This window comes from Xanthomonas rydalmerensis, assembly GCF_033170385.1.
Classification (GTDB): Bacteria; Pseudomonadota; Gammaproteobacteria; order Xanthomonadales; family Xanthomonadaceae; genus Xanthomonas_A; species Xanthomonas_A rydalmerensis.
This window is the reverse complement of the sequence record NZ_CP126170.1, coordinates 407,099-433,306: the sequence shown is the minus strand read 5'-3', so window position 1 is coordinate 433,306 and position 26,208 is coordinate 407,099. Positions and strand designations below refer to the sequence as shown.

The window sequence follows — 26,208 nt, the reverse complement described above, 5'->3', positions numbered from 1 at the left end:
CGCCCCCTGACGCACCGGCCTCCGCAGTCTGCCAAGCGCAGGCAGGCGGGTCTGCGACCCGCTTCGCACTCCTGGCCGGCGCGCGGCGGCGCCAGCGTGCGTGCTAACGTGGTCGGCCCACCGGTGGGCGCCAGGACGGTTGCAGCAGCAACGATCCGATCGCGCCACCATCGCCAGCCTCCCCGCCCGCTCGTTCGCTGCTCCCATGCCCGACTATCGCTCCAAGACCTCGACCCACGGCCGCAACATGGCCGGCGCCCGCGCGCTGTGGCGCGCCACCGGCATGCAGGACGCCGACTTCCACAAGCCGATCATCGCCATCGCCAACTCCTTCACCCAGTTCGTGCCCGGCCACGTACACCTGAAGGATCTCGGGCAACTGGTCGCGCGCGAGATCGAGCGCGTCGGCGGCGTGGCCAAGGAATTCGACACCATCGCCGTGGACGACGGCATCGCCATGGGCCACGACGGCATGCTGTACTCGCTGCCCAGCCGCGAGATCATCGCCGACTCGGTGGAGTACATGGTCAACGCGCACTGCGCCGACGCGCTGGTGTGCATCTCCAACTGCGACAAGATCACCCCCGGCATGCTGATGGCCGCGCTGCGCCTCAACATCCCCACCGTGTTCGTCTCCGGCGGGCCGATGGAAGCCGGCAAGACCAAGCTCGCCGACCACAACCTGGACCTGATCGACGCGATGGTGATCGCCGCCGATCCCACCGCCTCCGACGAGAAGGTGGCCGCGTTCGAACGCAGCGCCTGCCCCACCTGCGGCTCGTGCTCGGGCATGTTCACCGCCAACTCGATGAACTGCCTGACCGAAGCGCTGGGCCTGGCCCTGCCCGGCAACGGCACCGTGGTCGCCACCCACGCCGACCGCGAGCAACTGTTCCTGAAGGCCGGCCGCACCGCAGTGGAACTGTGCCACCGCTGGTACGGCGCCGAAGACCCGCGCGCGCTGCCGCGCGGCATCGCCACCTTCGAAGCGTTCGAGAATGCGATGACCCTGGACATCGCGATGGGCGGTTCCACCAACACCATCCTGCACCTGCTCGCCGCCGCGCAGGAGGCCGAAGTGCCGTTCACCCTGCGCGACATCGACCGCCTGTCCAAGCGCGTGCCGCAGCTGTGCAAGGTGGCGCCGAACACGCAGAAGTACCACATCGAGGACGTGCACCGCGCCGGCGGCATCGTCGCCATCCTCGGCGAACTGGCGCGCGGCGGCCTGCTGCATACCGACCAGGCCACCGTGCACAGCCGCAGCCTGGCCGATGCCATCGCGCAGTGGGACATCACCCAGAGCGAAGACCCCGCGGTGCAGACCTTCTACCAGGCCGGGCCGGCCGGCATTCCCACCCAGGTCGCCTTCAGCCAGGCCACGCGCTGGCCGAGCCTGGACGCCGACCGCGCCACCGGCTGCATCCGCGACGTCGCCCACGCCTATTCGCAGGAAGGCGGCCTGGCGGTGCTGTACGGCAACATCGCCGTGGACGGCTGCGTGGTGAAGACCGCGGGCGTGGACGAATCCATCCACGTGTTCGAGGGCAACGCCAAGGTGTTCGAAAGCCAGGACGCCGCGGTCAAGGGCATCCTCGCCGACGAAGTGAAAGCGGGCGACGTCGTGGTGATCCGCTACGAAGGTCCCAAGGGCGGCCCGGGCATGCAGGAAATGCTGTACCCCACCTCTTACCTGAAGTCCAAGGGCCTGGGCAAGCAGTGCGCCCTGCTCACCGACGGCCGCTTCTCCGGCGGCACCTCCGGCCTGTCGATCGGCCACGCCTCGCCTGAAGCCGCGGCCGGTGGCGCCATCGGCCTGGTCCGCGACGGCGACCGCATCCGCATCGACATCCCCCAACGCCGCATCGACCTGCTGGTCTCCGACGCGGAGCTGGCCACGCGCCGCGCCGAGCAGGACGCCCGCGGCTGGAAACCAGCCGAATCGCGCCCGCGCAAGGTCAGCACGGCATTGAAGGCATATGCGCTGCTGGCGACCAGTGCGGACAAGGGTGCGGTGCGCAACAAGGCGCTGCTGGACGGGTGAGGTGTTGCCCTGAAGGCCGTGGAAATCCGCGGTCTTCATGGCTTCCTGGCACTGCACTGCGGGAGGGACTTCAGTCCCGACGCGGGACCACAGCTAGGGGCTTTTCTTGATGTTGTTCGTTGCTTTTCTTGATGCTAGCGTAGTTCGTCGACGCCCAATCCAGCGGACTGCGCGCACAGACAAGCAACTCCCCAGCACATGCGCCTAGATCTGATAGGCCTGCCCATAAGCGCTGGATGCTGTTCGCCGTTAGCCAAAATGAAGCCCCGTATACAGTCAACATTGGCTTGCTCGGTACGCAGGCTGTAATGCCAAAGCTGCAACTGGCCAAACACCTGCTCTAGCAATCTCGGCGGTGTATGTGCCGTTACGCATTAATCTTCCTGGTGTAACTTCGGACGTCGGACAACGCAGCCAGCATCGACCTCAGGAGCCGGGCTACCATCAGGCAAATCGCTGATGAAGGGTAGAAATTCCCTCTTTGCAGATTTCTGGCGTTGGTAGATACTTGGCGCATCACCGCTTTTAGGCGGCCCAACAGTAGTTAGCTGGCTAATTCAGATGACAAGAAGATCCGCCAGGAAGATTAAAGCCAATCCCACTCCGTCGCCTCAGCCTTTCGAGTGGCGTAACAACCCAGTCATCGTTGCATCTGGCAGCGCTGCCGCGACGTTTCTTCTATGCCTAACAATTTTCACACAAATCGTAGCGCCCACACAGAACGCCAAACTAGAGATTGACCTCATGAAAATGAAAGAGGCCAATCAAAATCTTTCCAATGCCATTGCGACATCAGAAAAAAAGAGCAGCTCCTTGGAAGGGATTTCGAAACGGAAAGACCAAGAAATTTCCGCGTTCAAATCCAAGATATCTTCTTTAGAACAAGACCTCGTTGATGCAAGAGCCGCAAATATTTTTTCTGCCGAAAACCCTTATCCAAATGGGCTCGGATTAGTGCGCATTGGAATGAAGAAGGACGAGATTATTAGGGCATATCCAGACGCAAAAATTGAAATTAGCCCTAACGATCCAGACATTGTCACGGTCAACCTTGCTGACTCCCCTTTTGAAAGAGTCACTTATCACCTCTCAGATAAAACTGACGATGCCAAGATCTCACATATCTCTTTTGACATGCCCATGTTTAGATCAAAGTACTCGGGCGACTTTCTTTACAAAAAGCTTGTCGAGGCATTCGGCCAGCCGTCAAAAGACTCTACAAACAATGATTTCATGTGGCTCATTGGAAATAATTATTCCATTTTTGCACACGGAAAGGATAACTACGTGTTGATGCTACGAGGAAGTCAACCAATCTTCTGGGCATTGCGGTAGCTAGCTAACGATTCAAGCCGGCACCGATTCTCGGCACGGCTTAACTCAAGCATTAAGTCGTGGTGGAGCGATAGCAGCGTTGCTCGAATTTTCTGCCAGCCCCCGGTGTGCACGGGGTCGGCTCCGGATATTTTCCCACGTTGTGGGCGTCGCACGATCCTGAACGAAAATTTTCCGTGGTGAGCGGATAATAGGCAGTCAGGCTTCAGCCCCAAGTGCTGGTGCCTAAACAGCCATTCAAGCCGGCGCCGCTTTGCGGCGCCGGCTTAATTCAGGTGTTAGGCATCGCGAAGCACTCGCAAGGAACCGAGCCATATGCAAAAAGAAACTCTCGACACCATTTCTGCCGTGGCCACAGTTGCCACGCCAATGCTTCTCGTACTCCTCGGTGGACTGGGCTGGCTCATTCAGCAAAAAATCACATCTAACCAAGCCAAGCAGGATTCGCAGCAGGTCCGGATCCGTGAACTTGAAGACAAGCTCCGTGAGGATCGGATCGCTACCTACAACTCAATCTTGGAGCCCTTCTTTCTCATGTTCACAAGTGAGGCAGCGTTTGCACTCGACAAGAAATACAAGGGCCAGAAAAAAGATGAGATCGCCATCGCTCGAATGCTCTCTGTCGAGTACAGGCAACTTGGGTTCAAGCTTTCGCTTGTTGCAGGCGACGAAGTCGTGCGTGCCTACAACACACTCATGCAGTTCTTCTATCACACAGAGTCAGACCCTCGCCCTGTAGAAGAAAAGACAGCTCATTGGATTTCCCTTATGGGAACACTCCTCCTTGAGATTCGAAAAAGTATGGGCAACACAACCAGCAACCTAGACCGCTGGGAAATGATTGAGTGGTTTATGTCCGAGGCTCCTGAGCTTCGCACCCGTTTTGAAGCAGTCTGTACCTAGCGGCAATAAGCCATGCCTAACCCTTCAATCAACCTGACATGCCCGGCAACCCAGGTCATGCCGGTCATACAAAACATTAGGCAATAAACAAAGATGACCGTAACTGCACGAAAAGTTCTTGACGACCTTGAGGCAGCGCACCAATTTCTAGAGTTGGAGAGCGATGCTCGGCTTTTTCAGAGTACTTGGGTAGTTGCATATATCTTCGTCGTTTGGGCGACTATGTTCTCGACAACGTTGATTCAAGCACAAGCCTCGCCTTGGCCGCCATAAAGCAAGCCTGAACTTCCTAGCACGCCGATAGCGAACAACACATACTCTTTCACAATGTATATGCAACTGTGTTCTGCGTAATGTGCATCATTGACGGTGTTCGGGCAATTGAGGATCATCCTGTCAAGTCCAAGTTTAGGCTCATGGCTACGTGCAATGGCGCAACCTCTATCATTTCATTGGCGATTATGACGCTCCAATTCAAGGCACAAGATTGCTCCGCCCATGATCCTATTGAGACATGGCAGCCAGACGATCCAGACGATCCTGCGCATGTCGATTATAAGCTTTGTATACACATCAGCTCAGCTAATGAGGAGGGCGCACACTTGTTCTACGTCAATGTTCCCTCAGAGGCTGTCGCTCACAATCGAGATGCGGCCACTCTTTCTCGACGCAAGAAGATTTTAGTCAAGCACCACTCTTGGGACGCCGTTAAACATGCAATTGACGAAATCCGACATCAGATCAATGAGCCAACTTGGGATGAGGCGACGCATAAGTTGAGCCAGTGCTTTGAGTGGGAGTTCGGGAACTACAAGCATGCATGAACCGCGCGCCCATCAATTCATTCAAGCCGACTTTGTTTCGCGACGTGGCTTAACTCAAGCGTTAACGCGCACAGGAGGCTAGTCGTTGGCTTACACCATTCCAAAACACCATGTGCTCCCGTACGCACCTGAAGCACTTCGATCATTCAGCGTCTATGGCTTCGAATGGATCGACAACCTTCACTTTCTTGCTGATCCGAAGAACTTCATCGTCGACGCGGTAGATACATTCCTGCTTATTGCCAGAGAGATGTTCACCGAGGCCGGCTGGGCCGGCGATGGAGACATTGGCCTGCTATGGCTGCCTCCCTTTGTATTTCCATTGGCGCTTGGCATTCCGCCGGAGGGCATCGTGCTATGGCACGTGAAGCAGGAGGAAGATGGCGTGTCGTTCATCTTATCCCCCATCGAACTTCCATTCGAGGAATTTAGGCATGAAGTCGCCTAACAGTTCATTCAAGCCGAACTTGCTCCGTGGGTCTAAATTCCAGAGTTAGGCATCATAGGACTCACTCGTGCGATACCGAATCGAACAGGAACCTGGACGTGATGCCTTCGGTAGCTACGGCTACCGTGTCTATAAGGGCAATCAACTGGTCGCTCGATACTGGCATGATTATCGCGGCGACGACCACGGCATCGTATTCGTCAATGGAAAAAGCCTGTCCTGTCCTGGCCGGATGACAGATTTCATCACAGGCGGCGGACCGGAACCGATTGCACTCTCGGAGCAAGCTGCTACATATCTTGATCAGCACTTCCCTTGATTCTCTTGGAACGCTGCAATTTGCGTGGCCTAATATATCGCTCAAGGCGGAAGCCTTCCCCGCCGCTCAACTTCAGCATCAAGCATCATGGAACCACCCAAGATCTCCAGGAGACGTTCAGGGGGTCAACTCCAAGAACGAATTTTTAGGTCCGGCAAGCAATCTACGGATATGACACAAGGCGCTGTCTTCCGCTCGCTAGTGATGACGGCAATACTCTGCCTCACGCATGACGGCCAGCATCTAGACCAAGCTCAAGAAATCATAAAATCCCACTCAAAAATCAGGTATCAGCTTTCATGATGAGAGACGACGCAGTGCCCCGGATAGCGTTCCTTTTGCGTTTGCAAGCAGCGCGCAATCGCCCAGTATCATTCGCGCATGCTGTCTGGGACAATCGCAGATCGCTGCTTCAGTGGATCCTACTCTTCATCGCTTCGGGGCTCCTCTTCGGATACACACTTGGTCCGTCTTGTATCCCCAACGTCGTTGCCGTGGCCACCGGAGTACTGCTTGGGTTCGCCCACAGCCTGCATCAGAGCATCAAGGTGTGGCCTTTGCTTTCCAGTGTCATAGACTGGGCGAAGGTCGAGCGGGAAATCTCGGCAGATTCGTCGAATGGCAGCTGATTCCTCATCAAGTGCAAGCTCGCGATCCGGCCGCACTCCGGACTCAGCCATCATGAAGCACGTCCTTCTTGCCTTTTCTCCAGTCGCTCTAGCCTTTTTCGCGCCACTCTCAATAGCACAGGCCTCCGAACCCGGCCCTTCCATCACCCAAGCGACGCTGCAGGACTCCGAGAGCGAGTACCAACACAGCCCGCTCTGCACCAAGGAAGAACTCACCTTGTGGACGTGCCAAACTCGCAAACGCGTGTTCTCTCTATGTTCCTCGAAGGTGGTCAACCGGACCTCGGGCTACCTGCAGTACAGGGCGTCGGACGGTGGCAAACTGGTGATGCAGTATCCCGCCGACAAGAAGCCGCCGACTGGGCTTTTCACCTACACCTCGTTCCTGAACGGCAATGCATCGATCGAGTTCAGCAACGGCGGCTACCGGTACAGCCTGTTCGATCCACTCCGATCCGCCTCGTCCATCTCCGTCTCCGGACCTGGAGCGTCGGACAAGATCACGCAGATCGCCTGCGGCCCTAACCAGACCCTGCAGCTCAACTACACCATGCGGCTGATGTACGACTCGGGCGTCTGGGCCGACCCTTGAACGCGATGCAGTACGGCTCGCGCACCCTCGTCAGCACGTCGCCTGCCGCGTCTGGCATGGCGGACCGCAAGAAGAGTGCGACGGCCCGTGGCGATTGCCGCAATCGGCAAGTTGCTACACTCGACGCATACATGCAGGTCTCACTTAGCGCTCTCTGCAGGCAAGTGTTCGGTTTCACCGTCAATCCGGCACCTCTTTTTGCTGACTCCGAAAGATCCCTTTCCTCAACCATCGGCCCCATCATGAAATACGCAATCGCCTTCCTGTTGCTTGCCCTCGTATCGTCGCCGGCGCTTGCCGGCAAGAACTGCGATGAGTTGAAGGCAGAGCTCACCGCGAAACTCGATGCCCACGGCGTCAAGAACTACACGCTGGACGCCGTCGACAACGCCGATGTCAAGGATCGCAAGGTCATTGGCAGTTGCGAGGCAGGACGCAAGAAGATCGTGTACAGCAAGAACAAGCCGTCGACGTAAGCGACAGGAGCTGTTACGTCATGCATGCAACATGGACGCGAAGCATTGTCCTCGCGCGTCGAAGGAACGTGCTATGCAGGTAGTGGATCACGCGCCTCATGCCTGGTTCCTCCTGCGCGATGGCGACACGCTGCTGCTCGACGTCAACTGCAGCCATGGCCCCGTCGGTTACGAGTGGACCATGGCACTGACTGCCCAGGAAATTGCGCAGTTCCGCGCCCTTGGACGTGATTTTATCGGGCAGCTCGCCGAGCGTGTGCAGTCGACCGCGCCGGGGGTATTGGGCAATCGGTCACCGTATCTGGTTCGCAAGGCGGATGCCGAGACCCGCCAGCGTGTCAACCTGGCGATCAAGGCCTGGATCAAGGACAACTGATCGTCCGGCGCGCGCCGTACTTCCCCGCTACTTCCGCCGCAGCATTGTTTTCTACCAGCGACAGCGACAATGACAGAAGACCCGAAAGCCCAAGGTCGCAAAGCGCTCCGCAGGAAGGTGGAGTTCGAGCAGCGCACATCTGAAAAGGCCGCGCTTCCCCTTCCCAAGGAAACACTCTGGGCCTTGTTCGATCACTTGAATGACGCGCTTGCCGATGGCTGCGATCATTCCTTGCGGCTCACTACGCAGTTCCTCGCGTCCCACGGTGTCGCGCCGGAGTCGGTCATCCCCTGGCTCGGTGCGCACGGCGGCTTCTGCGATTGCGAGGTGCTGTTCAATGTCGAGGAGCGCTGGGGCAAGCCGTGACCGGACATATGCCTGATGCAGGCCTGCCGTATCACTTCCTGGCCGACCTGCATCTGCATCCTGCGCAGCCAGGAAGCAAGGCGATTGCGCTCGTCCCCGGCCAGTGGTGCGCCATTCTCTGCATCGATCAGCAACCGTGGTCGGCCCGCCTCACCTTCACCGGCAGCCCGTCGCCCGGCGATACGTTCCGGGCAGCGGTACAGTTGTTGATGTCTGAGGCAATTGCATGTTTCCCGGCAGGCACTGATTTCACGCTCTGGGCGAACGGCAACGCCGGGACAGGCCACGTGGTCTCGAGTACGGCCTGACGAACACGGCGGTCCACACCGAGCCCACATGCACGTCGACATCAGCCACCACGTAGACGCCAGCGAGCCCGACGACGAAGACGGCTACTACTACGCCTACACCCTCTACCACTTCAGCGACGGCCGCGACCGGCTGCTGGCACGCAGCTACGACGACGAGGCGGAGCAGGCGCATTTCCTGAGCATCGAAGTGGAAGGACGCGCCAGGACGATGACGGATGCGGACCTGCGGCATCCGCTGCTGCTGGCCGCCGCCGCGTACCTGGCCGGGGCCGGCAAGCGTAGACTGCGCTGGCTGAGCGGCCGCGGCGACGGCTACGAACCGCTGCCCGGTCAGCCCACCATCGGATCAGCGGAGGCTCCATGAAGCGCGTCACCGGGATTGGCGGCATCTTCTTCAAGGCACAGGATCCGGCCGCACTGCAGGCCTGGTATCAGCGGCATCTCGGCATCGACGTGCAGGCCTGGGGCGGCACCGCCTTTGCCTGGAACGACGACAGCGGCGCGCCGGTGACCGGCTCCACCGTCTGGTCGATCGGCGCGGCGGCACAGGAGCCGCACTTCTCGCCCGGCACGGCCCCCTTCATGATCAATTACCGTGTGCACGATCTGCACGCCCTGGTCGCGGCGCTGCGCGAGGAAGGCTGCCACGTGCTGGAGCGCATCGACGAATCCGAATACGGCGCATTCGCCTGGGTCATCGACCCGGAAGGCAACAAGGTGGAACTCTGGCAACCGCCCGCAGGGCAGTAGCGCCGGCAATTACCGCTGGGCGCCCGACCAACGAGCGTCGAAGCCGCCCCACATGCTGGCGCCCGCCGGCATCGCCCATGGCCGCCGACCGGTGGGTGGGTGCGGCCGACGGCCGGCACTCGATCTTCGCTCGCCCTGCACTGCGCTATCACTACTGTCCGCGCTCATTGTCCTGATCGGGATCTGCGCCGCCGATGAATGCCTCCCTCCCGAGTTCCCCCTCGCCCCTGCGTCCCTTCACGGCGCGGGTCCTGGTCGTCATGGCGCTGGGCGCACTGGCGCTGCTGGCCTGGCAGTTGTCGGAGCTGCTGCTGATCGTGTTCGGCGCGGTGGTGGTGGGCGTGCTCCTGCACGGGCTGGCCACGCTGCTGCGCAAGTGGTTGCCGCTGCCGGAGTGGGCGGCGCTGGCGCTGGTGATCCTGGTGCTGGTGCTGGCGCTGTCGGCGATCGTGCTGCTGTTCGGTGCCGAGGTCGCCGCGCAGATCGATACCTTCCGCGCCACCTTGCCCGCGGCCTGGAACAAGTTCCATGCCTGGCTGCAGTCCGGCCCGCTGGGGCCGCAGATCGAGCGCATCCCCGATCAGTTGCGCGACGGCGCCTCGACCCTGGCCACGCATGCCGGCGCCATCGTGCTGTCGGCCGGCGGCGGCGTCACCGATGCGGTGCTGATGATGGTCGGCGGGCTGTACCTGGCCGCGCAGCCGAAGCTGTATCGGCAGGGTCTGCTGCACCTGCTGCCGCGCGACCGCCGCGGCGTCGCCGACGAGGCGCTGACCGCCAGCGGCCAGGCGCTGCGTGCGTGGTTGACCGGGCAGTTGCTGGCGATGGCGGTGATCGGCACCCTGACCGGCATCGGCCTGTGGCTGCTGGGCGTGCCGGTGGCGCTGGGCATCGGCCTGTTGACCGCGCTGCTGGACTTCATCCCCATCGTCGGCCCGATCGTGGCCGCGGTCCCGGCGATCCTGCTGGGTTTCACCGTCAGCCCGCAGGTGGCGCTGGGCGCGCTGCTGCTGTTCGTGGTGCTGCAGCAACTCGAAGGCCACGTGCTGCAGCCGCTGATCCAGGCGCGTGCGGTGGACCTGCCGCCGGCGCTGCTGCTGTTCTCGCTGTTCGGCATCGGCGTGCTGTTCGGGCCGATGGGCGTGGTGCTGGCGGCGCCGCTCACCGTGGTGGTCTACGTGCTGGTCAAGCGCCTGTACGTGCAACATGCGCTGGGCGATGCCGAGGGCGCCGAAGATGCCGGGAAGCCTGCCTGACCGGCGCTGCCGCATATCTCTCCCCCAACCCACGATGCCCACCGCTCCGCAGGACCCGCAGCGCGACCTGGCCGACACCTTGCACGGTGCCGCCGCGTACAACGACAAGGGCTACGCCTGGCTCGGGCACGATGCCCAGCAGATCGCCGACATGCAGCACCGGTTCCAGGCGCAATTGACCGAGTTGGCTGCGCGTCTGGGCGAGGCGCGGCTCGGCCCGGCGCTGAATGCCGCCATCGCCAGCGGCGCGGCAGCGCGCGACGGCTCGGGCATCTATGTGGCGCTGTGCGAGCAGGCATTCGGCAGCGTGCGCGCCTGCCGCTGAGGGTAGCTCCGGGCGCCACCTGCCGCAGCGTCATCCATAACCCGGGAAGCGCGCTCTGCGATACGGCCGCTGAACGCGAGTCTGGCGCTGGGACGAGCTGGCTTTGACTTGTCATTCACGCGGCCCACACTGGCGGGTGCCTTTCCCTCGCCCGATGACCCCGTGAAGAAGCCGCCCCAGGATCCTGCGTCCACCACGCCCGCCGACACCGACACCACCCCCGAAAACCCGCAACGCCGGCGCCTGCTCGGTGGCCTGGCGTTGGCCGGCAGCGCGCTCGCGATCGGTGGTCCCGCCGAGGTCCACGCCGAGACCGCCAAGCGCGCGCCAGCGCGTGCGCTGTCGCCGATGGAGCTGGATCGGCAACTGCGGCAGAAGATCGAACACGTGGTGGTGATCTACGCCGAAAACCGCAGCTTCAACAACCTGTTCCCCGAGTTCCCGGGGCTGCAACAGCCGCTGTCCAAGGTGACGCCGGCGCAGGCGCGGCAGGTGGACCGCGACGGCAGCGTGCTCGACATCCTGCCGCCGATCTGGGGCGGGCTGGCACCGGACGAACAGGTGGTGGCGCACCGCCGCTACAAGATCGGCGAGGACGCGATCGGGCCGCTGCCCAATGCGCCGTTCGCGCTGCGCACGCCCGATGGCCAACTGCTGCCGCACGGCATCGTGACCCGCGACCTGGTGCATCGCTTCTACGAGAACCAGATGCAGATCAACGGCGGCCGCAACGACGGCTTCGCCGCGTGGAGCGACGCCGGCGGCCTGGTGATGGGCCACTACGCCGATGCGCCGGCCACGCTGCGGCTGTGGAGCCTGGCCCGCGACTACACGCTGTGCGACAACTTCTTCATGGGCGCGTTCGGCGGCTCGTTCCTCAACCATCAGTACTTGGTCGCCGCGCAGGCGCCGTACTATCCCAAGGCCGACAGCAGCCCGGGGCGGACGCAGATCAGCGTGCTGGCCAGCGACCGTCCCGACGAGATCCGCCTGGCGGTGCAGGACGATTCGCCGGGCAGCGCGCTCAACGGCCGGCCGCGCTTCGTGCGCAACGGCGCGCTGACCCCGGACTTCTGGGCGATCAACACGCTGAGCCCGCCGTTCCAGCCCAGCACCAGCCAGGACCCGGCGCGCCCGGACTATGCCGACCCCAACAGCCCCAACACGCTGCCGCCGCAGACCCACCGCCACATCGGCGACGCGCTCGACGCCAAGGGCGTGGACTGGGCCTGGTACGCCGGCGGCTGGGCGCTGGCGGTGCAGGGCAAGGGCGACACCGGCGACACCAGCGAGTTCCCGACCAGCCCCAACTTCCAGATCCACCACCAGCCGTTCAACTACTTCGCCAACCTCGCCCCGGGCACGCCGGCACGGGCGCGGCACCTGCGCGACGGCGGCCTGGGCGACAGCGCCCCGGAGAACCGCTTCCTCGCCGACGTGCAGGCCGGCACGCTGCCGCCGGTGACGTTCTACAAGCCGCAGGGCAACCTCAACATGCACGCCGGGTATTCCGACGTGGCCGCCGGCGATCGCCACATCGCGATGGTGGTGGACGCGCTGCGCAACAGCCCGCTGTGGGACAAGACCGTCGTATTCATCACCTTCGACGAGAACGGCGGCTGGTGGGATCACGTGGCGCCGCCCAAAGCCGACCGCTGGGGTCCGGGCTCGCGTATCCCGGCGCTGGTGGTGTCGCCGCACGCCAAGCGCGGCCATGTCGACCACAGCGTCTACGACACCGGCTCGATCCTGCGCTTCATCACCCGCCGCTTCGGCCTGGAGCCGTTGCCGGGCCTGGTCGAACGCGAACGCGCCATGCACGCCGCCAGCGGCGTGGTGCCGGGCGATCTGACTGCCGCACTGGATCTGAGCTAGACCGGCGCCGGACGCATACCGGGGGGGCGCGTTGCCCAGGCAGAGCGCGGCGGACTGCCGCCGCCCTGCCCTCCTCCACGCAGTGCCGCGCTCAGGCGGCGTGGAACGTGTCGGCGCCGCGCTGGCGACGGAACAGCAGCAAGGTGCAGGCCAGGCCGATCAGCGCCGCCAATGACAGCCACAGCGCCGGCGCGGCGCGGCTGTGGGTGGCGTGGATCAGCCAGGTGGACACTGCCGGGGTGAAGCCGCCCATCGTCGCAGTAGCCAGGCTGTAGGCCAGCGAGAAACCGGTGGTGCGCACCTCCGCCGGCATCACCTCGGTCAGCGCCACCACCATCGCGCCGTTGTAGGCGCCGTACAGCAGCGACAGCCACTCGCCGACCAGCAGCAGCCGACCGAACGAGGGTGCGTCGACCAGCCACTGCAGCGCTGGCCACACCGTCAGCAACATGGCCACGCTGGCGACCACCAGCAGCGGTTTGCGACCGATGCGGTCGCTCAGCGCGCCCATCACCGGCAGCCACACGAAATTGGACAGGCCGATGCAGCCGGTCACCACCAGGCTGTCCAGTTCGCTCAGATGCAGTTCGGCGCGGCCGTAGGTCGGCATGTAGGCGGTGATCAGGTAGAACGACACGGTGGTCATCATCACCATGCCCACGCCGGCCAGGATCAGCCCGACATTGGCGCGCAGCGAGCGCGCGATGCCGGCCAGGTCCGGCGCCTGGCGCGCGGCGAACTCCGGGGTTTCCTGCAGCGAGCGGCGGATCAGGAAGATCAGCGGCACGATCAGGCTGCCGATGGCGAACGGCACGCGCCAGCCCCAGCTGTCCATCACGCTGTCGGACAGCAATGCATGCAGGGCCACGCCGAGCGCGGCGGCGAACACCACCGCTACCTGCTGGCTGGCCGACTGCCAGGCCACGTAGAAACCGCGCCGTCCCGGCGTGGCGATTTCGGCCAGGTACACCGACACGCCACCCAGTTCGGCACCGGCGGAGAAGCCCTGCAGCAGGCGGCCAATCAGCACCAGCACCGGCGCCAGCACGCCGATGGTGCCGTAGCCGGGGACGAAGGCGATCAGCAGCACGCCGGCCGACATCAGCCCCAGGGTCAGGATCAGCCCCTTGCGACGCCCGTGCCGGTCGATGTAGCCGCCCAGCACCAGCGCGCCGATCGGCCGCATCAGGAAGCCGGCGCCGAAGGTGGCCAGCGACAGCATCAGCGAGGCGAACGCGTTGTGCGAGGGAAAGAAGGCATGGCCGATGGCCGTGGCATAGAAGCCATAGACCATGAAGTCGTACATCTCGAGGAAGTTGCCGGTGACCACGCGGAACACGGCGGCGGCGCCGTGCGGCGCGGCATCGGCGGCGGCAGGGGGCGTAGCGGAAGAGGTCATCGGTCGAAGTCTGCTGGAGAAGAAAGGCAACGCCCTGCGCGGTCGCGCGACATCGAGGGCTGAACGCGGATGGCAACGGTACAACACGCCGTGTGCGTCCGCCGCACTCGGCGCGCGCGCCGCTCCGTGCAGGTTAATGCTCGAGCGCGATGGCGCGGTCCCGGCAGGGCCGGTGGCTGCCAATCGCGGGGGCACTGCCGCGCTTACCGCTGCACGCCGACGCACCGATGCCGGCGTGCGAACCCTGCGCGTCCACGCTCGCTGCGCTGGCGCGACTCGCTCCATGGACCGTGGCACCTACACGGCGGTCGCGACGGCGCCACCACGTCCGAATGCGTAGGCTGGACACTGGTCACGCACCAGGAAGCGCCACCGATGCGTCCCGTTCGACCGCTGCATCTCGGCGTGATCGCCGACACCCATGGCCTGCTGCGTCCCGAGGCGCTGGCGGCCTTGCGCGGCTGCGCCGCGATCGTGCATGCCGGCGACGTCGGCAAGCCCGCCGTGCTGGAAGCGCTGCGGGAACTGGCGCCACTGCACGCGATCCGCGGCAACATCGATACCGCGCCGTGGGCGCAGGCGCTACCCGAAACCCTGGACCTGGACATCGACGGCGTGCGCCTGCACGTGCGCCACGACCTGAAGACGCTGGGACACGTCGCCGACGGCGTGGACGTGGTGATCAGCGGCCACTCGCACATGCCGTCGCTGCAGACCCGCGACGGCGTGCTCTACCTCAATCCCGGCAGCGCCGGACCGCGCCGCTTTCGCCTGCCGATCAGCCTCGGCCACCTGTATCTGACATCAGCCGGCCCGCGCGGCGAGTTGCAAACCCTGGGCTAGTACGGGCGGGTCCGGCGCCGCGACGCAGGGACACGCGGCGTGCGGCGGCAGGCGGCGAACGCGCGTGTTCTTCGCTGTTCAGTGCCGGGGCCGCGAGAAGGACGCCGCCGCCGTCACCGCGACGACCGCAGGACGCGACCGCGGCTAGTCCCCGAGCGCGGAGCGGATGCACATCGCGCGCACCGCTCCGGTCGAGCGGCGCCGCCTCACCAGTCGGTCGGCGCGTAGTCCTTGAGGAACTGGCCCCACACGTGCTCGCCGGTGTTGAAGCCGTGGATGATCGGATCGACGATGCGCGCGGCGCCGTCGACGATGTCCAGCGGCGGATGGAAGCGCTCCTCCTCCACCTTGCGCGCGGCGATCTCGGCCGGATCCTCGTCGGTGACCCAGCCGGTATCCACGCTGTTCATGTGGATGCCGTCGTTCTGGTAATCCGCCGCCGAGGTGCGGGTCATCATGTTCAACGCGGCCTTGGCCATGTTGGTGTGCGGATGCCGGGTGGTCTTGAAGTTGCGGTAGAACTGCCCTTCCATCGCCGACACGTTGACGATGTGCTTGTCGCGCTCGGGCGTGCGCAACATCAGCGGCTTGAGCCGCGCGTTGAGGACGAATGGTGCGACCGCGTTGACCAGCTGCGTCTCCAGCAGTTCCACCGAGGACACTTCGTCCAGCAGCAGGCGCCAGGAGTTGCGTCCGCGCAGGTCCACCTGCTGCAGGTCCTGGTCCAGGCGCCCTTCCGGGAACAGGTGCTGCTGGGCGAGCAGATCGTCGGCCAGCAACGGCACCTGCGACAGCTCCGCGGCGCGCAGCAGGCCGTCGGCGCCACTTCGCCCTTGGCCCGCTCCAGCCGGCAGCGTGTTTCCCCCGGCCGGCAGCAGGTCGGGGCCGCGCAGGCCTTCGTACTGGCCCACCAGTCGGCGCACGTGCTCGGGCAGGTCGTGCAGCGCGGCGGTCTCGCCGGCCAGCATGTGCGCGTAGAACTGCGGCGGCCGTCGCACGGTCTGGCAGGCGTTGTTGACGATGAAATCCAGGCGGGTGCGGGTCGCCAGCAGTTCGCTGCAGAACGCCTCGACGCTGGGCGTGTGGCGCAGATCCAGCCCGTACACCTGCAGGCGGTGGCCCCACTCGGCGAAATCCGGCTCCTCCGCGTAGCGCGCGGCCGAGTCGCGCGGGAAGCGCGTGGTCACGATCAGTTCGGCGCCGGCGCGCAGCAGCTTGAGCCCGGCCTGATAGCCGATCTTGACCCGGCCGCCGGTGAGCAGCGCCACACGCCCGCGCAGGTCCGCCGTCTCGGTGCGCTTGAAGTAGTTCAACTCGGCGCAGGGCGGGCACATCTGGTCGTAGAAGTGGTGCAGTTCGGTGTACTTCTGCTTGCACACGTAACAGTGGCGCAATTCGGGCGAATGCGTCGCGGGCGTCTCGGCCACGGTTTGCGCATGCGCCAACGCGGCCGGCGTGTGCGGCGGGAAATAGTTGGGCGTGCTGAACACTGGCTTGCGCCGCAGCGCGCGAATGCCGGTCTGCGCCAGCAGTTCCTCGGCCTTGCGCACCTTCTCCTGGTGGCGCTCGCGCGCCTGGTCCTTGAGCAGCTTGCGCCGCGCCTTGGGTTCGGGGTTGAAGACCTGGGCGACCACCTGCAGCAGGCGCACCCGCTCGGGCTCCGGCAGGGTATCGAGCACGCGCCGGTCGGCGGCGATGGTCTCGAGCAGGTCCAGGGCGATGCGCAGGCGCTCGGCCTGGGGCAGGTCGTCGGGAGAAACGGGGGCAGTGGCGTTCAAGACAGATCCGGGATGGGCGACGGCGAGCCGCGGCAGAGCGCCGGCACGATGCCGACAGGGCAGCACGCGACCCTGATGTGACACCGCCCGCCGCAGCGGGAACGGCGACGCATGGGCCGCGGCGGGCCGGAGGAACCGGCCACCCGGGCATTTTCGCCGATCCGGGGCCTGCGATCCACGCGCCGTGCGATTGCCCGACCCGGCACCCGCCCCGGAGGCGGGGCGGGACCGCTCAGCGCGCCGGTGCGGTCGCGAACTCGCCGCGCTGCAGCCGGGCCACGTCGTTGCCCTGCGCATCCCGGGCCTGCAGGTCGGCGCCCTTGGCGGCGAGGTCCTTCAGCACCTCGGTGCGCTGGAACAACGCCGCGTACATGGCCGCGGTCTGTCCGGCGTTGTTGCGCTGGTCCGGCGCGCAATCGGCCTGCATCAGCCGCTTGGCGATGCTCAGCTCGCCCTTGAAGATCGCGCCCATCAGCGCGGTGTTGCCGCGCTTGTCCTGCGCGCAGGGGTCGGCACCGGCGCGCAGCAACTGTTCCACCGCTGCCTGTTGCCCGTGATAGGCGGCCAGGATCAGCGCGGTGTAGCCCTTGTCGTCGCGGGTATCGAGGTCGTAATGGGCGCGGATGAACTCGGCCAGCATGTCCTGGCGGCCCTGCCGCGCGGCATCGAAGAAGTAGCTGCGCAATTGCGCCTGCACCGCAGCCGGATCGGGGGTCGCGGGGGCAGCCGGTGCGGCGGCGGCCGTGGCGCTCACCGCGAGGCCGAGAAGAAAGAGGACAACACGACGCATAGGGGGTCTCCGCAAGAAGGTGCGCGGCGCGGCGATGGCGCCGCCGGGCCGCGCGTGGGACGGATCAGTCCTGCAGCTGCGCGGCCAGTTGCTTGACCCGCGCCAGGTCGCCCTTGGCCACCCGCGTCACGCCGCTGCCGTAGGCCGGGTCGGCCTTGTACAGGAACGAGAGCATGAGGTGCTTGCTCACGTCGTCGGTGCCGGCCAGCGATTCGCCGAAGCTCTGGATCAGGTCCTGCTGCTCCTTCTTGCTGTAGCTGCGGAACAGTTCGCCGGCCTGCTTGAAGTTCTGCTCGCGGGTGATCTTGGCCTGCTGGGTGGTGCCGGACAGCGGTAGCTGGCTGTAGCGCGCGTTCGGATCCTGCGGCCGCGGGTTGAGCCGGCTCGGCTCGTAGTTCACGCCGCTGCTGGTGCTGCCGGCATTCATCGCGCCGTCCTGGTTGCCGTTGTTGACCGCCACGCGCGGCCGGTTCACAGGCAGGCTCAGGCCATTGGTGCCGACGCGGTACAGCTGCGTGTCGGCGTAGGAGAAGATGCGCCCCTGCAGCAGGCGGTCTTCCGACGGCTCGATGCCCGGCACCAGATTGGCCGGCGCCATCGCCACCTGCTCGGTCTCCTGGAAGAAGTTGTCCACGTTCTTGTTCAGCACCATCTGCCCGATCTTGCGCTCGGGCACGCCCGGCCAGATCTTGGTGGCATCCAGCGGATCGAAGTCGAACTTGGCCAGGTCCTCGGGCGCGAGCACCTGGATGTACAGGTCCCACTTCGGGTAGTCGCCACGCTTGATCGCGCCGACCAGGTCGTTGGTCAGGTGGCTGTAGTCCTTGCCCTGCACTGCCACCACCTGCTGCGGATCCAGATTCTTGAGGCCTTGCAGGCTCTTCCAGTGGAACTTCACGTAATGGACCTGGCCCTGCGCGTTGACCAGCTTGTAGGCATGCACGCCATTGCCGTCCATGAAGCGGTAGCCGGCCGGCGTGCCTTCGTTGGAGTACAGCAGGGTCAGCGTGCGGGTTGCCTCGGGCACGTGCGAGAAGAAATCGAAGCGACGCGCATCGTCGTCGAGGTTGGTGCGCGGGTCCGGCTTGAACGCGTGCACCATGTCCGGGAACTTGATCGCATCGCGGATGAAGAAGGTCGGGAAGTTGTTGCCGACCAGGTCCCAGTTGCCTTCGCTGGTGTAGAACTTGGTGGCGAAGCCGTGCGGATCGCGCAGCGTCTCCGGCGAATGGTTGCCATGCACCACCGAAGAGAAGCGCACGAACACCGGCGTGGTGGTGCCCGACGCGAACACCTTGGCCTTGCTCAAGTCGGAGATGTCGGCGGTGGCGGTGAACTCGCCATGCACGCCGGTGCCGCGCGCGTGCACCACACGCTCGGGGATACGCTCGCGATCGAAGCGCTGCAGCTTCTGGATCAATTGCACGTCCTGCAGCAGCGTCGGGCCGTTGGGTCCGGCGGTCTGCGAGTTCTGGTTGTCGCCCACCGGCGCGCCGTTGTCGCGAGTGAGCGTGGACTGCGCGGCGCTGGCCGACAGGATCAGGGAAGGCGACAACAGGACAAGCAACAGCAGGGATCCAGGGCGCATGGCGTCGGCTCGTGTGAAGGGAGCTGCAGCATGGCGGCAGTGCGACGCGCAGAACATTCGTTCCTTGCAATCACTGCCATCGACACGGCCAATCGTGCGCATGCACTGTGACCGCGAACGCGGGTGGAGCGCGCAATGCGTTGCAGCTGCAGCGCAGGCGCAACGTCAGTCGGAGGTCGTGCCGGCGCAGATCGGCCGCAAAATGTAGACGCGCGCCAGGCCGTCTGCGGCAGCAGCGCGTGGTGGAATGCGCGGGCAGCGACACAACGGGACGCCACACGTCGGAAGACGCGCGGCCGAACAACGTCAAGAGACAAGGTTGCGGCGTCTATCGGCGACAGGCGTCTGCCGGCTTCGGGCCACATCGCAGCAAGCGACATTGCCGAACGCGCGTGCGCACAACCTCCGCACGCGACCGATGCGGCGGCATCTGCGAAGTGGGCCGTCGTTGCGCGCGCGTCGCGACAGCGACGGGGCCAGTGCAACGTCGCCGCCCTTCCTGGCTTTGCCGCGATGGCGGCGGCTAGCGCTTCGCGCTCAGCGCCCGGCTGCGATCGGCGAACAGCGTCTGATCGGCACGGCTATAGGCCTCGCGCTGCACGGCCGCGTCGATGCCGCGCTGGAAGTCGGCGCGGAACCCAGGCTCGTTGATGCGCTGGGCGATCAGGAAGGCCGCATGCGCCACATCGGCACCGACCGCGTGCGCATCGGGAAATCCCTGGCGCCGGATCAACTCGGTCAGGCGCCCGAAGCTTTCCTTCTGCGCCATCCTCAGTTCTCGCGCGAACGCGCGCAGTGAGACGGTATCGTGCTGCAGCCGCTGCGGGGTGTAGTCCCGTTTGAGATCGGCGCGGGCCTGCGCGTCGTCGCTGATCAACTGCAGCAGTTGCGTGCGGTAGGCCGGATTGGCCGGCGCCGCCACCGCGGTGTCTTCTGTCGGTGTGCCCGTCGGCTGCGCCGCGGCGATGCTGGTCAGCACGCACAACGCCGCTCCGAACGCCCACTGCCTGGCGATTCGCATGATGATTCCCCCTGTCGCGGGGATAGTAGACCAGTAAGCGCGACCTGTCCCCGATCTGGGCTGGACAACACAGATCGCCGCCTATGCGACATGGAATTATCGATGGAACTCACATCTATAGATCGAACCAGATCACTCATTTATGCGAAGTCTTCAGCGCGCCGTGGCATAGCCATTCAGATGCCCACTGGCAGCCGGCCTCGGCGCCCTATCGCCCGCGGCCACCCGATCTGCAAACACAGAACCGCCGTAGAAGCTCAGCGCCGCTCCCTAGCTCGTGACCCAGCGCGCCGCCGCGATCGAGCCCGCCGCCCGGACGCTCGCCAGAATAGCCAGGTGCCCGAACCGCACGTACTGAGTGCTTCAGTGTCCGGCGACGTCCGGCGGCAATCCCATCGCGGCTCGGCGCTGCTGCAGTTGTTCGGGCTGTTCAACGTCGAACAGACTGCCATCGGCCTTGTGCTGGGTGCCGTAAAGTTGCGGCTGCCCGCTCAGGACCCGATTGCGATCCACGAACAGCGCAAGATCCTCCTTGCTGTAGCGTCCCTGTTCTGCAGCGGCTTCGATGCCTTTCAGGAACGCATCGCGGAACGCCCGGTCGCCGACATGCTGTGCCACCAGAAAGCCTGCATGTGCGCCGTCACTGCCGGCGACCGCCGTATCAGGAAAGCCGTACTTGGCCATCAAGGCGGAAAGCGTCTGCTGATTCTGTTGCTGCGAGGCATGAATCTGCAATGCAAGCGCACGTGCGCTGCCGGGGTCACTCTGCAACTGCTGCGGCGTGTATTTCTTCAGGGCGTCTGCACGGATCTGCTGGTCGGCTTGGGCCAACTGCAGGAGCTGCTGCCGGTAGTCGGCGTTGAAGTGTTCGGCCTCAACGGAATGGGACATCGATTGCTCCTGTTGAGGACGGGCGAAACCTCCGCCAGCGATCGCAAGCAGGGTGGCCGCGGTGGCCAGGCGCATCATCATTCGCATAGGGGATTCGCTTCGGAAGGGGTGGACACCCGCGCGGGGGCTTGGGCAGACGGCGCCGCTGCAACAGGCTTCGGAAATTCTCGATAACGCGCAGTTGCTCCATACACCAGCAAGCTACAGAACTTACGTGCGATATCCAGTTGCGCGAGCCTCTGATCCAGATAGAGGAACTGGCCGCCGGGATTGAGCTCGATGAAGATCGGCTCCCCTCCATCCGCTGGCACAAGGAAATCAGCGCAGAAGAAGTCGATGCCCAGCGTTCGCCGCAGGCGTTCGAGCTTGGCGATCAACTCATCAGGGAGCGCAGCTTCGGCATACGTAATCGTCGTCTTGTGGCGAACGGCACGATAATCGATCTCTCCCTCCAGCGCGTGCGTCATCTTGACCGCCACATACTCGCCCTGAAGGCAGACGATGCGCACATCGCCGCGGTGGCGCACCACCTCCTGATAGTTGGTCGGGCACGCGCTCACGTCGCCATCGGCCAAGGTCTCTTCGATGCTGACGCGCGTCGCATACGACACGCTGTAGCCGGCATTCTCCGACCAGGCGCCGACGTTGAACGGCTTGACGACAACGCCGTCCGGTTCGCGACTGCGAAAGCGGCGAATGTCTTCCGCACGGTGGCTGATCAGCGTCCGTGGGACGCGCAGGCTACTGGACGCCGCCGTGGACAGCTGCAACGCCTTCTGGTCCGCCATCAACGCCTGCATCGGCGCATTGATCCAGCGCTGCACGCCGACTCCACTGCCCATGACGGCCAGCGTGCCGAGGTCGAACAGCATTCCCTCGGAACGAATGAACCCTACATCCTGCTCGTGCACACCCGGCGGCGCCTGCTTCTTGAACAGCAACCGTCGGCACCAGGCAGCGTCATAGCAGAGCGGCGCCCCGTCGCGTACGAAGCGGGCACCGTGTGCATCGCACAGCATCGATCCGGCCAGGCCCGTCGGCCAGGCACCGCTATCGAAGAAATTCACCTTATGTCCTGCCGCAACGATCATGGCGGCGATGGTCGCCGCGTGCGTATCGTGCTGCGGCGCCACGATCAATACGTTCTTTGCGTCTTCCTGCATCGTCCGGACATCCGTTGTGCATCCTCGCCAGATGCATGGCGGCGCTGCAGCACCGCCATGCGCCGTCCGATCAGCTGAAGATGATGACCGTCTCGGTGTCCACGGCCTCGACGACGATGATAATCAGAGTGTCCTGACCGCCACCGCAGGAAATCGCACTGACTTCCTCCTGGGTCATCTCACGCGCGAAACGCTGGGCAACGGGACGCGAATTTTCCGTGTTCACGACATTTTCCATTACACTCTCCTTGAAAGACAGCAGGGTTATTCGCCAGCGACGATGCCGGCGAGCTTCTCGACGCTTCGCGACGCGTCAAGTCTTTCGGCGCCATGTCGCACGCCTTGATTCCGCTCCGCCCCCAGCACGACCTTGCGGTCGGCCGAGGCGATGGTGTCTTCTCGATGCGCGATCAGCACGCGCGTCATGCTCAGCGCCTTGATGTGCGCATTGACGATCTCGTCGCGCTGCCGATCCAGATGGCTGGTGGCCTCATCCAGCACCAGGATCTTGGGCTGCCGATACAGCGCGCGCGCAAGAATCACTCTCTGCCGTTGTCCACCCGACAGGATCGATCCCATGTCGCCCACCAGCGATTCGTATCCCATCGGCATACGCACGATGTCATCGTGGATGGCCGCCAGCTTTGCGGCTGCCACGATGCGCTGCAGGCTGGCGTCAGGGTCGAAGAACGCGATGTTGTCGGCCAGGGAGCCGGCGAAAAGCTGGTCGTCTTGCATCACCGCACTGACCATGCCGCGATAGGTCTCCAACCCCAGTCTTCGAATCTCCACGCCGCCCACTTCGATCTGTCCTTCGGTTGGCGCAAGCAAACCCAGCAGAAGCTTGGCCAAGGTGGATTTCCCACACCCGCTCGGTCCGACGATGGCCACCGACTCGCCTGCGCGGACCTTGAGATCGAAGTGGCGCAGCACCCACGGGTCGTCGTCGGAGTAACGGAAGCTCACTCCCTTGAACTCGATCTCCGGCGCGAGCTCGGGCCCACTGTAGTGTCCCAGCGCATGCGGCTCGGGATCGCTCATGGCGATATCGGCGATGCGCTCGGCATGCAGTCGCAGCATGCGGAACTCGATGCACTTGTCGACCAGGCTTCCCGCCCGACTGGTAAACAAGTCCGCGTAGCTGAGAAACGCCACCAGCATGCCAGCCGACAACGCGTCCTGCAGCGCCATATAGCCACCGATACTGATCAACAGGACGCGCTGGATCCCGAAGACGCCGCCATTCAATGCCGTGAACGCCAGGCCGATGCGCTGCGACTGCATATCCAGACTAGCGGCCTGCACGGTCGCCGCGAACAACCGGCTCTGACGCAAGCCCTGCTTGTTGGCCAGCTTGATCGCCTGGATGCCACGGACCGACTCCATCAACTCGCTCTGTTGGCGCGCCGTATGGAACAGTTGATCACGCGTGATGCCGAACTGGACCCGGTACATCGCCACGCGCAGCAGCAAGTAGCACGCGAATGCGGCCAGCACCACGCCGGCGAGCTTGGCGCTGTAGAAGAACAGCACCACCAGCGCCAGCATGCCGGTCATGCCGTTGAGGACCGCTTCGACGAAGCTTCCGGTCAACGTGGTCTGGATCGACTTCAGCGATCCGAACCGCGACAGCACATCGCCCATATGCCGCTTTTCGAAGTAGTCCAGCGGCAACCGCATCAGGTGGCCGAACAGGTTGTTGATCCATTGGCTGTTGAGCGAGGCACCCAGCCAACTGACCACCCAGCTGCGCGCCAGCATCAGCGACGTCTGCGCCAGCACTGCGATCAGAAATCCGATCGCCAGAATCTTGAGCAACGGCATGTCTGCAGAGACCAGGACATGGTCGATCAGCCATTGCATCTGGAATGGCATCAGGAGCACCAACATCTCGATCGCCAGCGCCAGCGCGAAGACCTGCACGAGCGCGCGACGCAGCCCAACGATCCTGCCGGTCAACATGCGCAAGGACACCGGCTGCGGCGCCGCCACCTTCTCGAAGCTCGGGCTGGGCACCAGTTCCAGCAACACCCCGGTGAAGTGCTTGCCCACCTCCGCCAACGGCAGCCGCAGCAGTCCGCGCGCAGGGTCGTGGATCACCGCGACGCCTCGCGTCACCCGCTCCAGGACCACGAAGTGGCTCAGATCCCAATGCAGGACGCAGGGACCGCCAACGGCGGCCAGGTAGTCGAGCTCAGCGCGCATCGGTCTGACGTCGAAACCGATCGTGCGCGCGATTTGCATCAGGCGTTCGAGACGCGCGCCCTGCAACGAGATGCTGAAGCGTCGACGCAAGCTGGGCAGGTCGACCTTCTGGCCGTGGAAACCCGCGACCATTGCCAGGCAGGCCAGGCCACACTCTGCCGCTTCCGTCTGCATGATCGGCACGATCCGCGTCGCGAACGGCGACCTCCAGGGCGACCAGGACCGGCTCATGATCCACGCTCGTTCGAGGGGATGTCGCGCATGCCGGAGGCCAGCTCGTAGACCGGCTCGAACATCCATTCGATCAAGTGCCTGCGTTCGAGCAGGATGTCCGCATCCAACGCCATTCCGGGACGCAGTGGTTCCTTGCGCCCATACGCCACGACATCCTGGCTACCCAGTTCGACGATCACCCGGTAACGCTGCTCCTTGATGTCCTGGCCCAGCAACCGGGTCAGATCGCCCGAACTCATCGCACTGCGCGAAATCTCCGCGACACGGCCGGCATGGCGCCCGAACTTCTGATACGGGAATGCCTGATAGCGCAGCACCACCCGGTCGCCCGGGCTGACGAACCCGACCGCCCGCGAAGACACCCACAGCTCGGCGCGCAGACGCGTGTCCCGCGGCAACAATGTCATCAATGGCTGCTGCGCGGCGACCGGCTGCCCCGGATACACCAGCAGATTGCCGACGATCCCGTCCGATGGCGCGCGCAGGATCACCGCGCGGCGGGCCTCGCTCTCGGAGATCGACTGCGCGACGTCCGCCAGTTGCCGGTCGATCTCGTTGTTCTTTCCGATCAGCGTTGCCGGAAGCTGCTCCAACTGTGTCCGCAACTGGGATTGCTGCTGACGCAGTTCCAGCGAATGCTTCTGCAGATCCTTGAGCTGCGCCTGATTCTGTATCGCCACATCCTGCTGCTGCAGCAGCTGTACCTTGGTCAGCACCCCGCGATTACTGGGACTGGACCATTGTTCGTACAGGCGCATGGCGCTTTCGGCACGTTGCCGCTGCAGACCGATCTGTTCTTCGGTACTGGCGATCTGGCCCTTCAGCAACTCGATGCGCGTGCGCAGGTCGCGATCCTGTGCTTGCGACAGGCTGCGTTGTTCCTCGATGTCGGAACGCAGGCGCTCGCGCTTGACGCGCAACTGCGCGATCACCGATGCCTGCGTATCACCGAGCGATGCGCTGTCCTGTTCGCCGGAGATCTCGATCAGCGGTTGTCCCGCACGTACTTTTGCACCCTCCTTGGCGAACGTGCGCACGACCCGTCCGGATGCGGAAGGCGTCATGGTCAGCAGTCCGCGATCGGGTACCAGCGTGCCGTTGACCGCTTCTCGTCGCGTATAACTGCCGATGCACAGCAGCACCAGAACAATTACGAGCAGCGCGACGCTGACCCAGAAGTAAGCCCAACCGAAGCGTGGTGCGTCCAGGCGCACGGCGCCGAGCCAGCCCTCGCGGCGCGCTCGAAACACTTCTTCCCTGAAGAATCCGTCCGCCATTGCCATCCCCTGAGCGGCGCTGCATGCGTTCCTAGCGCGTGAATGTTTATCGCTTGCCGGATAAACGCCGTCAAGCGCGCAGCTGCACATGCGTGGTCGGTGCGGTAGACAATTCCTGTTGCGACGACACCGCACGCTGCGTGACGATCGGCGCGGTCGGCGACACGCGCACGACCATCGCCATCGCACG

General features: G+C 64.2%; 27 protein-coding genes. 17 read left to right on the top strand and 10 right to left on the bottom strand.

All coding sequences use genetic code 11. The features are described 5' to 3' along the window. Nucleotides 1-205: 205 nt before the first annotated feature. The 16 genes from ilvD to acpA all read left to right on the top strand — a co-directional run bounded on the left by ilvD (nucleotide 206) and on the right by acpA (nucleotide 12,829). Nucleotides 206-2,044: a dihydroxy-acid dehydratase gene (ilvD, locus tag QN245_RS01900; protein ID WP_317844404.1), complete on the top strand. Its 1,839-nt coding sequence runs from the start codon at nucleotides 206-208 to the stop codon at nucleotides 2,042-2,044. 744 nt (nucleotides 2,045-2,788) lie between these two features. Next, nucleotides 2,789-3,379 carry a hypothetical protein gene (locus tag QN245_RS01895; protein WP_317844403.1) on the top strand — a complete coding sequence of 197 codons (591 nt, stop codon included), beginning with the start codon at nucleotides 2,789-2,791 and terminating at the stop codon, nucleotides 3,377-3,379. 315 nt (nucleotides 3,380-3,694) lie between these two features. Next, nucleotides 3,695-4,282, top strand: a complete 588-nt coding sequence (locus tag QN245_RS01890; protein ID WP_317844402.1) for a hypothetical protein — start codon at nucleotides 3,695-3,697, stop codon at nucleotides 4,280-4,282. Between the two features lie 353 nt (nucleotides 4,283-4,635). Next, the gene (locus tag QN245_RS21485; protein WP_425612897.1) at nucleotides 4,636-5,106 is read left to right on the top strand and encodes an Imm8 family immunity protein; all 471 of its coding nucleotides are present in this window, start codon (nucleotides 4,636-4,638) and stop codon (nucleotides 5,104-5,106) included. Nucleotides 5,107-5,191: 85 nt separating this feature from the next. Then, nucleotides 5,192-5,554 carry a hypothetical protein gene (locus QN245_RS01885; RefSeq protein ID WP_317844401.1) on the top strand — a complete coding sequence of 121 codons (363 nt, stop codon included), beginning with the start codon at nucleotides 5,192-5,194 and terminating at the stop codon, nucleotides 5,552-5,554. A gap of 67 nt (nucleotides 5,555-5,621) precedes the next feature. After that, nucleotides 5,622-5,873, top strand: coding sequence for a hypothetical protein (locus QN245_RS01880; RefSeq protein ID WP_317844400.1), 252 nt, complete (start codon nucleotides 5,622-5,624; stop codon nucleotides 5,871-5,873). Between the two features lie 681 nt (nucleotides 5,874-6,554). Then, complete coding sequence (locus tag QN245_RS01875; RefSeq protein WP_317844399.1) at nucleotides 6,555-7,094, top strand: hypothetical protein; 540 nt, start codon at nucleotides 6,555-6,557, stop codon at nucleotides 7,092-7,094. Nucleotides 7,095-7,099: 5 nt separating this feature from the next. Beyond that, nucleotides 7,100-7,570, top strand: a complete 471-nt coding sequence (locus QN245_RS21465; RefSeq protein ID WP_255421809.1) for a DUF1161 domain-containing protein — start codon at nucleotides 7,100-7,102, stop codon at nucleotides 7,568-7,570. A gap of 31 nt (nucleotides 7,571-7,601) precedes the next feature. Then, complete coding sequence (locus tag QN245_RS01865; RefSeq protein WP_317844398.1) at nucleotides 7,602-7,946, top strand: hypothetical protein; 345 nt, start codon at nucleotides 7,602-7,604, stop codon at nucleotides 7,944-7,946. A 69-nt stretch (nucleotides 7,947-8,015) separates the two neighbouring features. Further along, nucleotides 8,016-8,312, top strand: a complete 297-nt coding sequence (locus QN245_RS01860; RefSeq protein ID WP_317844397.1) for a DUF2695 domain-containing protein — start codon at nucleotides 8,016-8,018, stop codon at nucleotides 8,310-8,312. Beyond that, nucleotides 8,309-8,620, top strand: a complete 312-nt coding sequence (locus tag QN245_RS01855; protein WP_317844396.1) for a hypothetical protein — start codon at nucleotides 8,309-8,311, stop codon at nucleotides 8,618-8,620. Before QN245_RS01860 ends, QN245_RS01855 begins: the two co-directional genes overlap by 4 nt. Before the next feature lie 28 nt (nucleotides 8,621-8,648). Then, nucleotides 8,649-8,987, top strand: a complete 339-nt coding sequence (locus QN245_RS01850) for a hypothetical protein (protein WP_184647364.1) — start codon at nucleotides 8,649-8,651, stop codon at nucleotides 8,985-8,987. Continuing rightward, the gene (locus QN245_RS01845; RefSeq protein WP_184449980.1) at nucleotides 8,984-9,373 is read left to right on the top strand and encodes a VOC family protein; all 390 of its coding nucleotides are present in this window, start codon (nucleotides 8,984-8,986) and stop codon (nucleotides 9,371-9,373) included. The genes QN245_RS01850 and QN245_RS01845 overlap by 4 nt, the downstream gene beginning before the upstream one ends. A gap of 260 nt (nucleotides 9,374-9,633) precedes the next feature. Further along, nucleotides 9,634-10,629, top strand: a complete 996-nt coding sequence (locus QN245_RS01840; RefSeq protein ID WP_184450108.1) for an AI-2E family transporter — start codon at nucleotides 9,634-9,636, stop codon at nucleotides 10,627-10,629. A gap of 34 nt (nucleotides 10,630-10,663) precedes the next feature. Further along, nucleotides 10,664-10,954, top strand: a complete 291-nt coding sequence (locus QN245_RS01835) for a hypothetical protein (protein ID WP_184647366.1) — start codon at nucleotides 10,664-10,666, stop codon at nucleotides 10,952-10,954. Between the two features lie 162 nt (nucleotides 10,955-11,116). Continuing rightward, on the top strand, nucleotides 11,117-12,829 hold the full coding sequence (gene acpA / locus QN245_RS01830; RefSeq protein ID WP_317844395.1) for an acid phosphatase: 1,713 nt from the start codon (nucleotides 11,117-11,119) through the stop codon (nucleotides 12,827-12,829). A 91-nt stretch (nucleotides 12,830-12,920) separates the two neighbouring features. Here acpA and tcuC read toward each other — a convergent pair whose 3' ends face one another. Next, the gene (gene tcuC, locus QN245_RS01825) at nucleotides 12,921-14,228 is read right to left on the bottom strand and encodes an MFS transporter (protein ID WP_317844394.1); all 1,308 of its coding nucleotides are present in this window, start codon (nucleotides 14,226-14,228) and stop codon (nucleotides 12,921-12,923) included. A 375-nt stretch (nucleotides 14,229-14,603) separates the two neighbouring features. On the opposite strand from tcuC, the gene QN245_RS01820 reads away from it, so the two are divergent. Then, nucleotides 14,604-15,071, top strand: coding sequence for a metallophosphoesterase family protein (locus tag QN245_RS01820; RefSeq protein WP_184449976.1), 468 nt, complete (start codon nucleotides 14,604-14,606; stop codon nucleotides 15,069-15,071). 206 nt (nucleotides 15,072-15,277) lie between these two features. Here QN245_RS01820 and QN245_RS01815 read toward each other — a convergent pair whose 3' ends face one another. The 9 genes from QN245_RS01815 to QN245_RS01775 all read right to left on the bottom strand — a co-directional run bounded on the left by QN245_RS01815 (nucleotide 15,278) and on the right by QN245_RS01775 (nucleotide 26,018). Beyond that, nucleotides 15,278-16,849, bottom strand: a complete 1,572-nt coding sequence (locus tag QN245_RS01815) for an SDR family NAD(P)-dependent oxidoreductase (protein ID WP_317844393.1) — start codon at nucleotides 16,847-16,849, stop codon at nucleotides 15,278-15,280. A gap of 232 nt (nucleotides 16,850-17,081) precedes the next feature. Continuing rightward, the gene (locus QN245_RS01810; RefSeq protein ID WP_184449973.1) at nucleotides 17,082-17,639 is read right to left on the bottom strand and encodes an ankyrin repeat domain-containing protein; all 558 of its coding nucleotides are present in this window, start codon (nucleotides 17,637-17,639) and stop codon (nucleotides 17,082-17,084) included. A gap of 64 nt (nucleotides 17,640-17,703) precedes the next feature. Next, on the bottom strand, nucleotides 17,704-19,227 hold the full coding sequence (katB, locus tag QN245_RS01805) for a catalase KatB (RefSeq protein WP_317844392.1): 1,524 nt from the start codon (nucleotides 19,225-19,227) through the stop codon (nucleotides 17,704-17,706). A 523-nt stretch (nucleotides 19,228-19,750) separates the two neighbouring features. After that, nucleotides 19,751-20,248 (bottom strand): hypothetical protein, encoded by a 498-nt coding sequence (locus tag QN245_RS01800; RefSeq protein WP_237475203.1) that lies wholly within the window; start codon nucleotides 20,246-20,248, stop codon nucleotides 19,751-19,753. 363 nt (nucleotides 20,249-20,611) lie between these two features. After that, nucleotides 20,612-21,220 carry a DUF6624 domain-containing protein gene (locus tag QN245_RS01795; protein ID WP_184647374.1) on the bottom strand — a complete coding sequence of 203 codons (609 nt, stop codon included), beginning with the start codon at nucleotides 21,218-21,220 and terminating at the stop codon, nucleotides 20,612-20,614. After that, a complete protein-coding gene (locus tag QN245_RS01790; RefSeq protein ID WP_184647376.1) occupies nucleotides 21,217-22,302 on the bottom strand; it encodes an ATP-grasp domain-containing protein in 1,086 nt (361 codons plus the stop codon). The genes QN245_RS01795 and QN245_RS01790 overlap by 4 nt, the downstream gene beginning before the upstream one ends. 70 nt (nucleotides 22,303-22,372) lie before the next feature. Continuing rightward, on the bottom strand, nucleotides 22,373-22,540 hold the full coding sequence (locus QN245_RS01785) for a hypothetical protein (protein WP_167087915.1): 168 nt from the start codon (nucleotides 22,538-22,540) through the stop codon (nucleotides 22,373-22,375). A gap of 26 nt (nucleotides 22,541-22,566) precedes the next feature. Next, nucleotides 22,567-24,738, bottom strand: coding sequence for a peptidase domain-containing ABC transporter (locus QN245_RS01780; protein WP_184647378.1), 2,172 nt, complete (start codon nucleotides 24,736-24,738; stop codon nucleotides 22,567-22,569). Then, on the bottom strand, nucleotides 24,735-26,018 hold the full coding sequence (locus tag QN245_RS01775) for an HlyD family secretion protein (protein ID WP_160964457.1): 1,284 nt from the start codon (nucleotides 26,016-26,018) through the stop codon (nucleotides 24,735-24,737). The genes QN245_RS01780 and QN245_RS01775 overlap by 4 nt, the downstream gene beginning before the upstream one ends. Nucleotides 26,019-26,208: the final 190 nt, after the last annotated feature.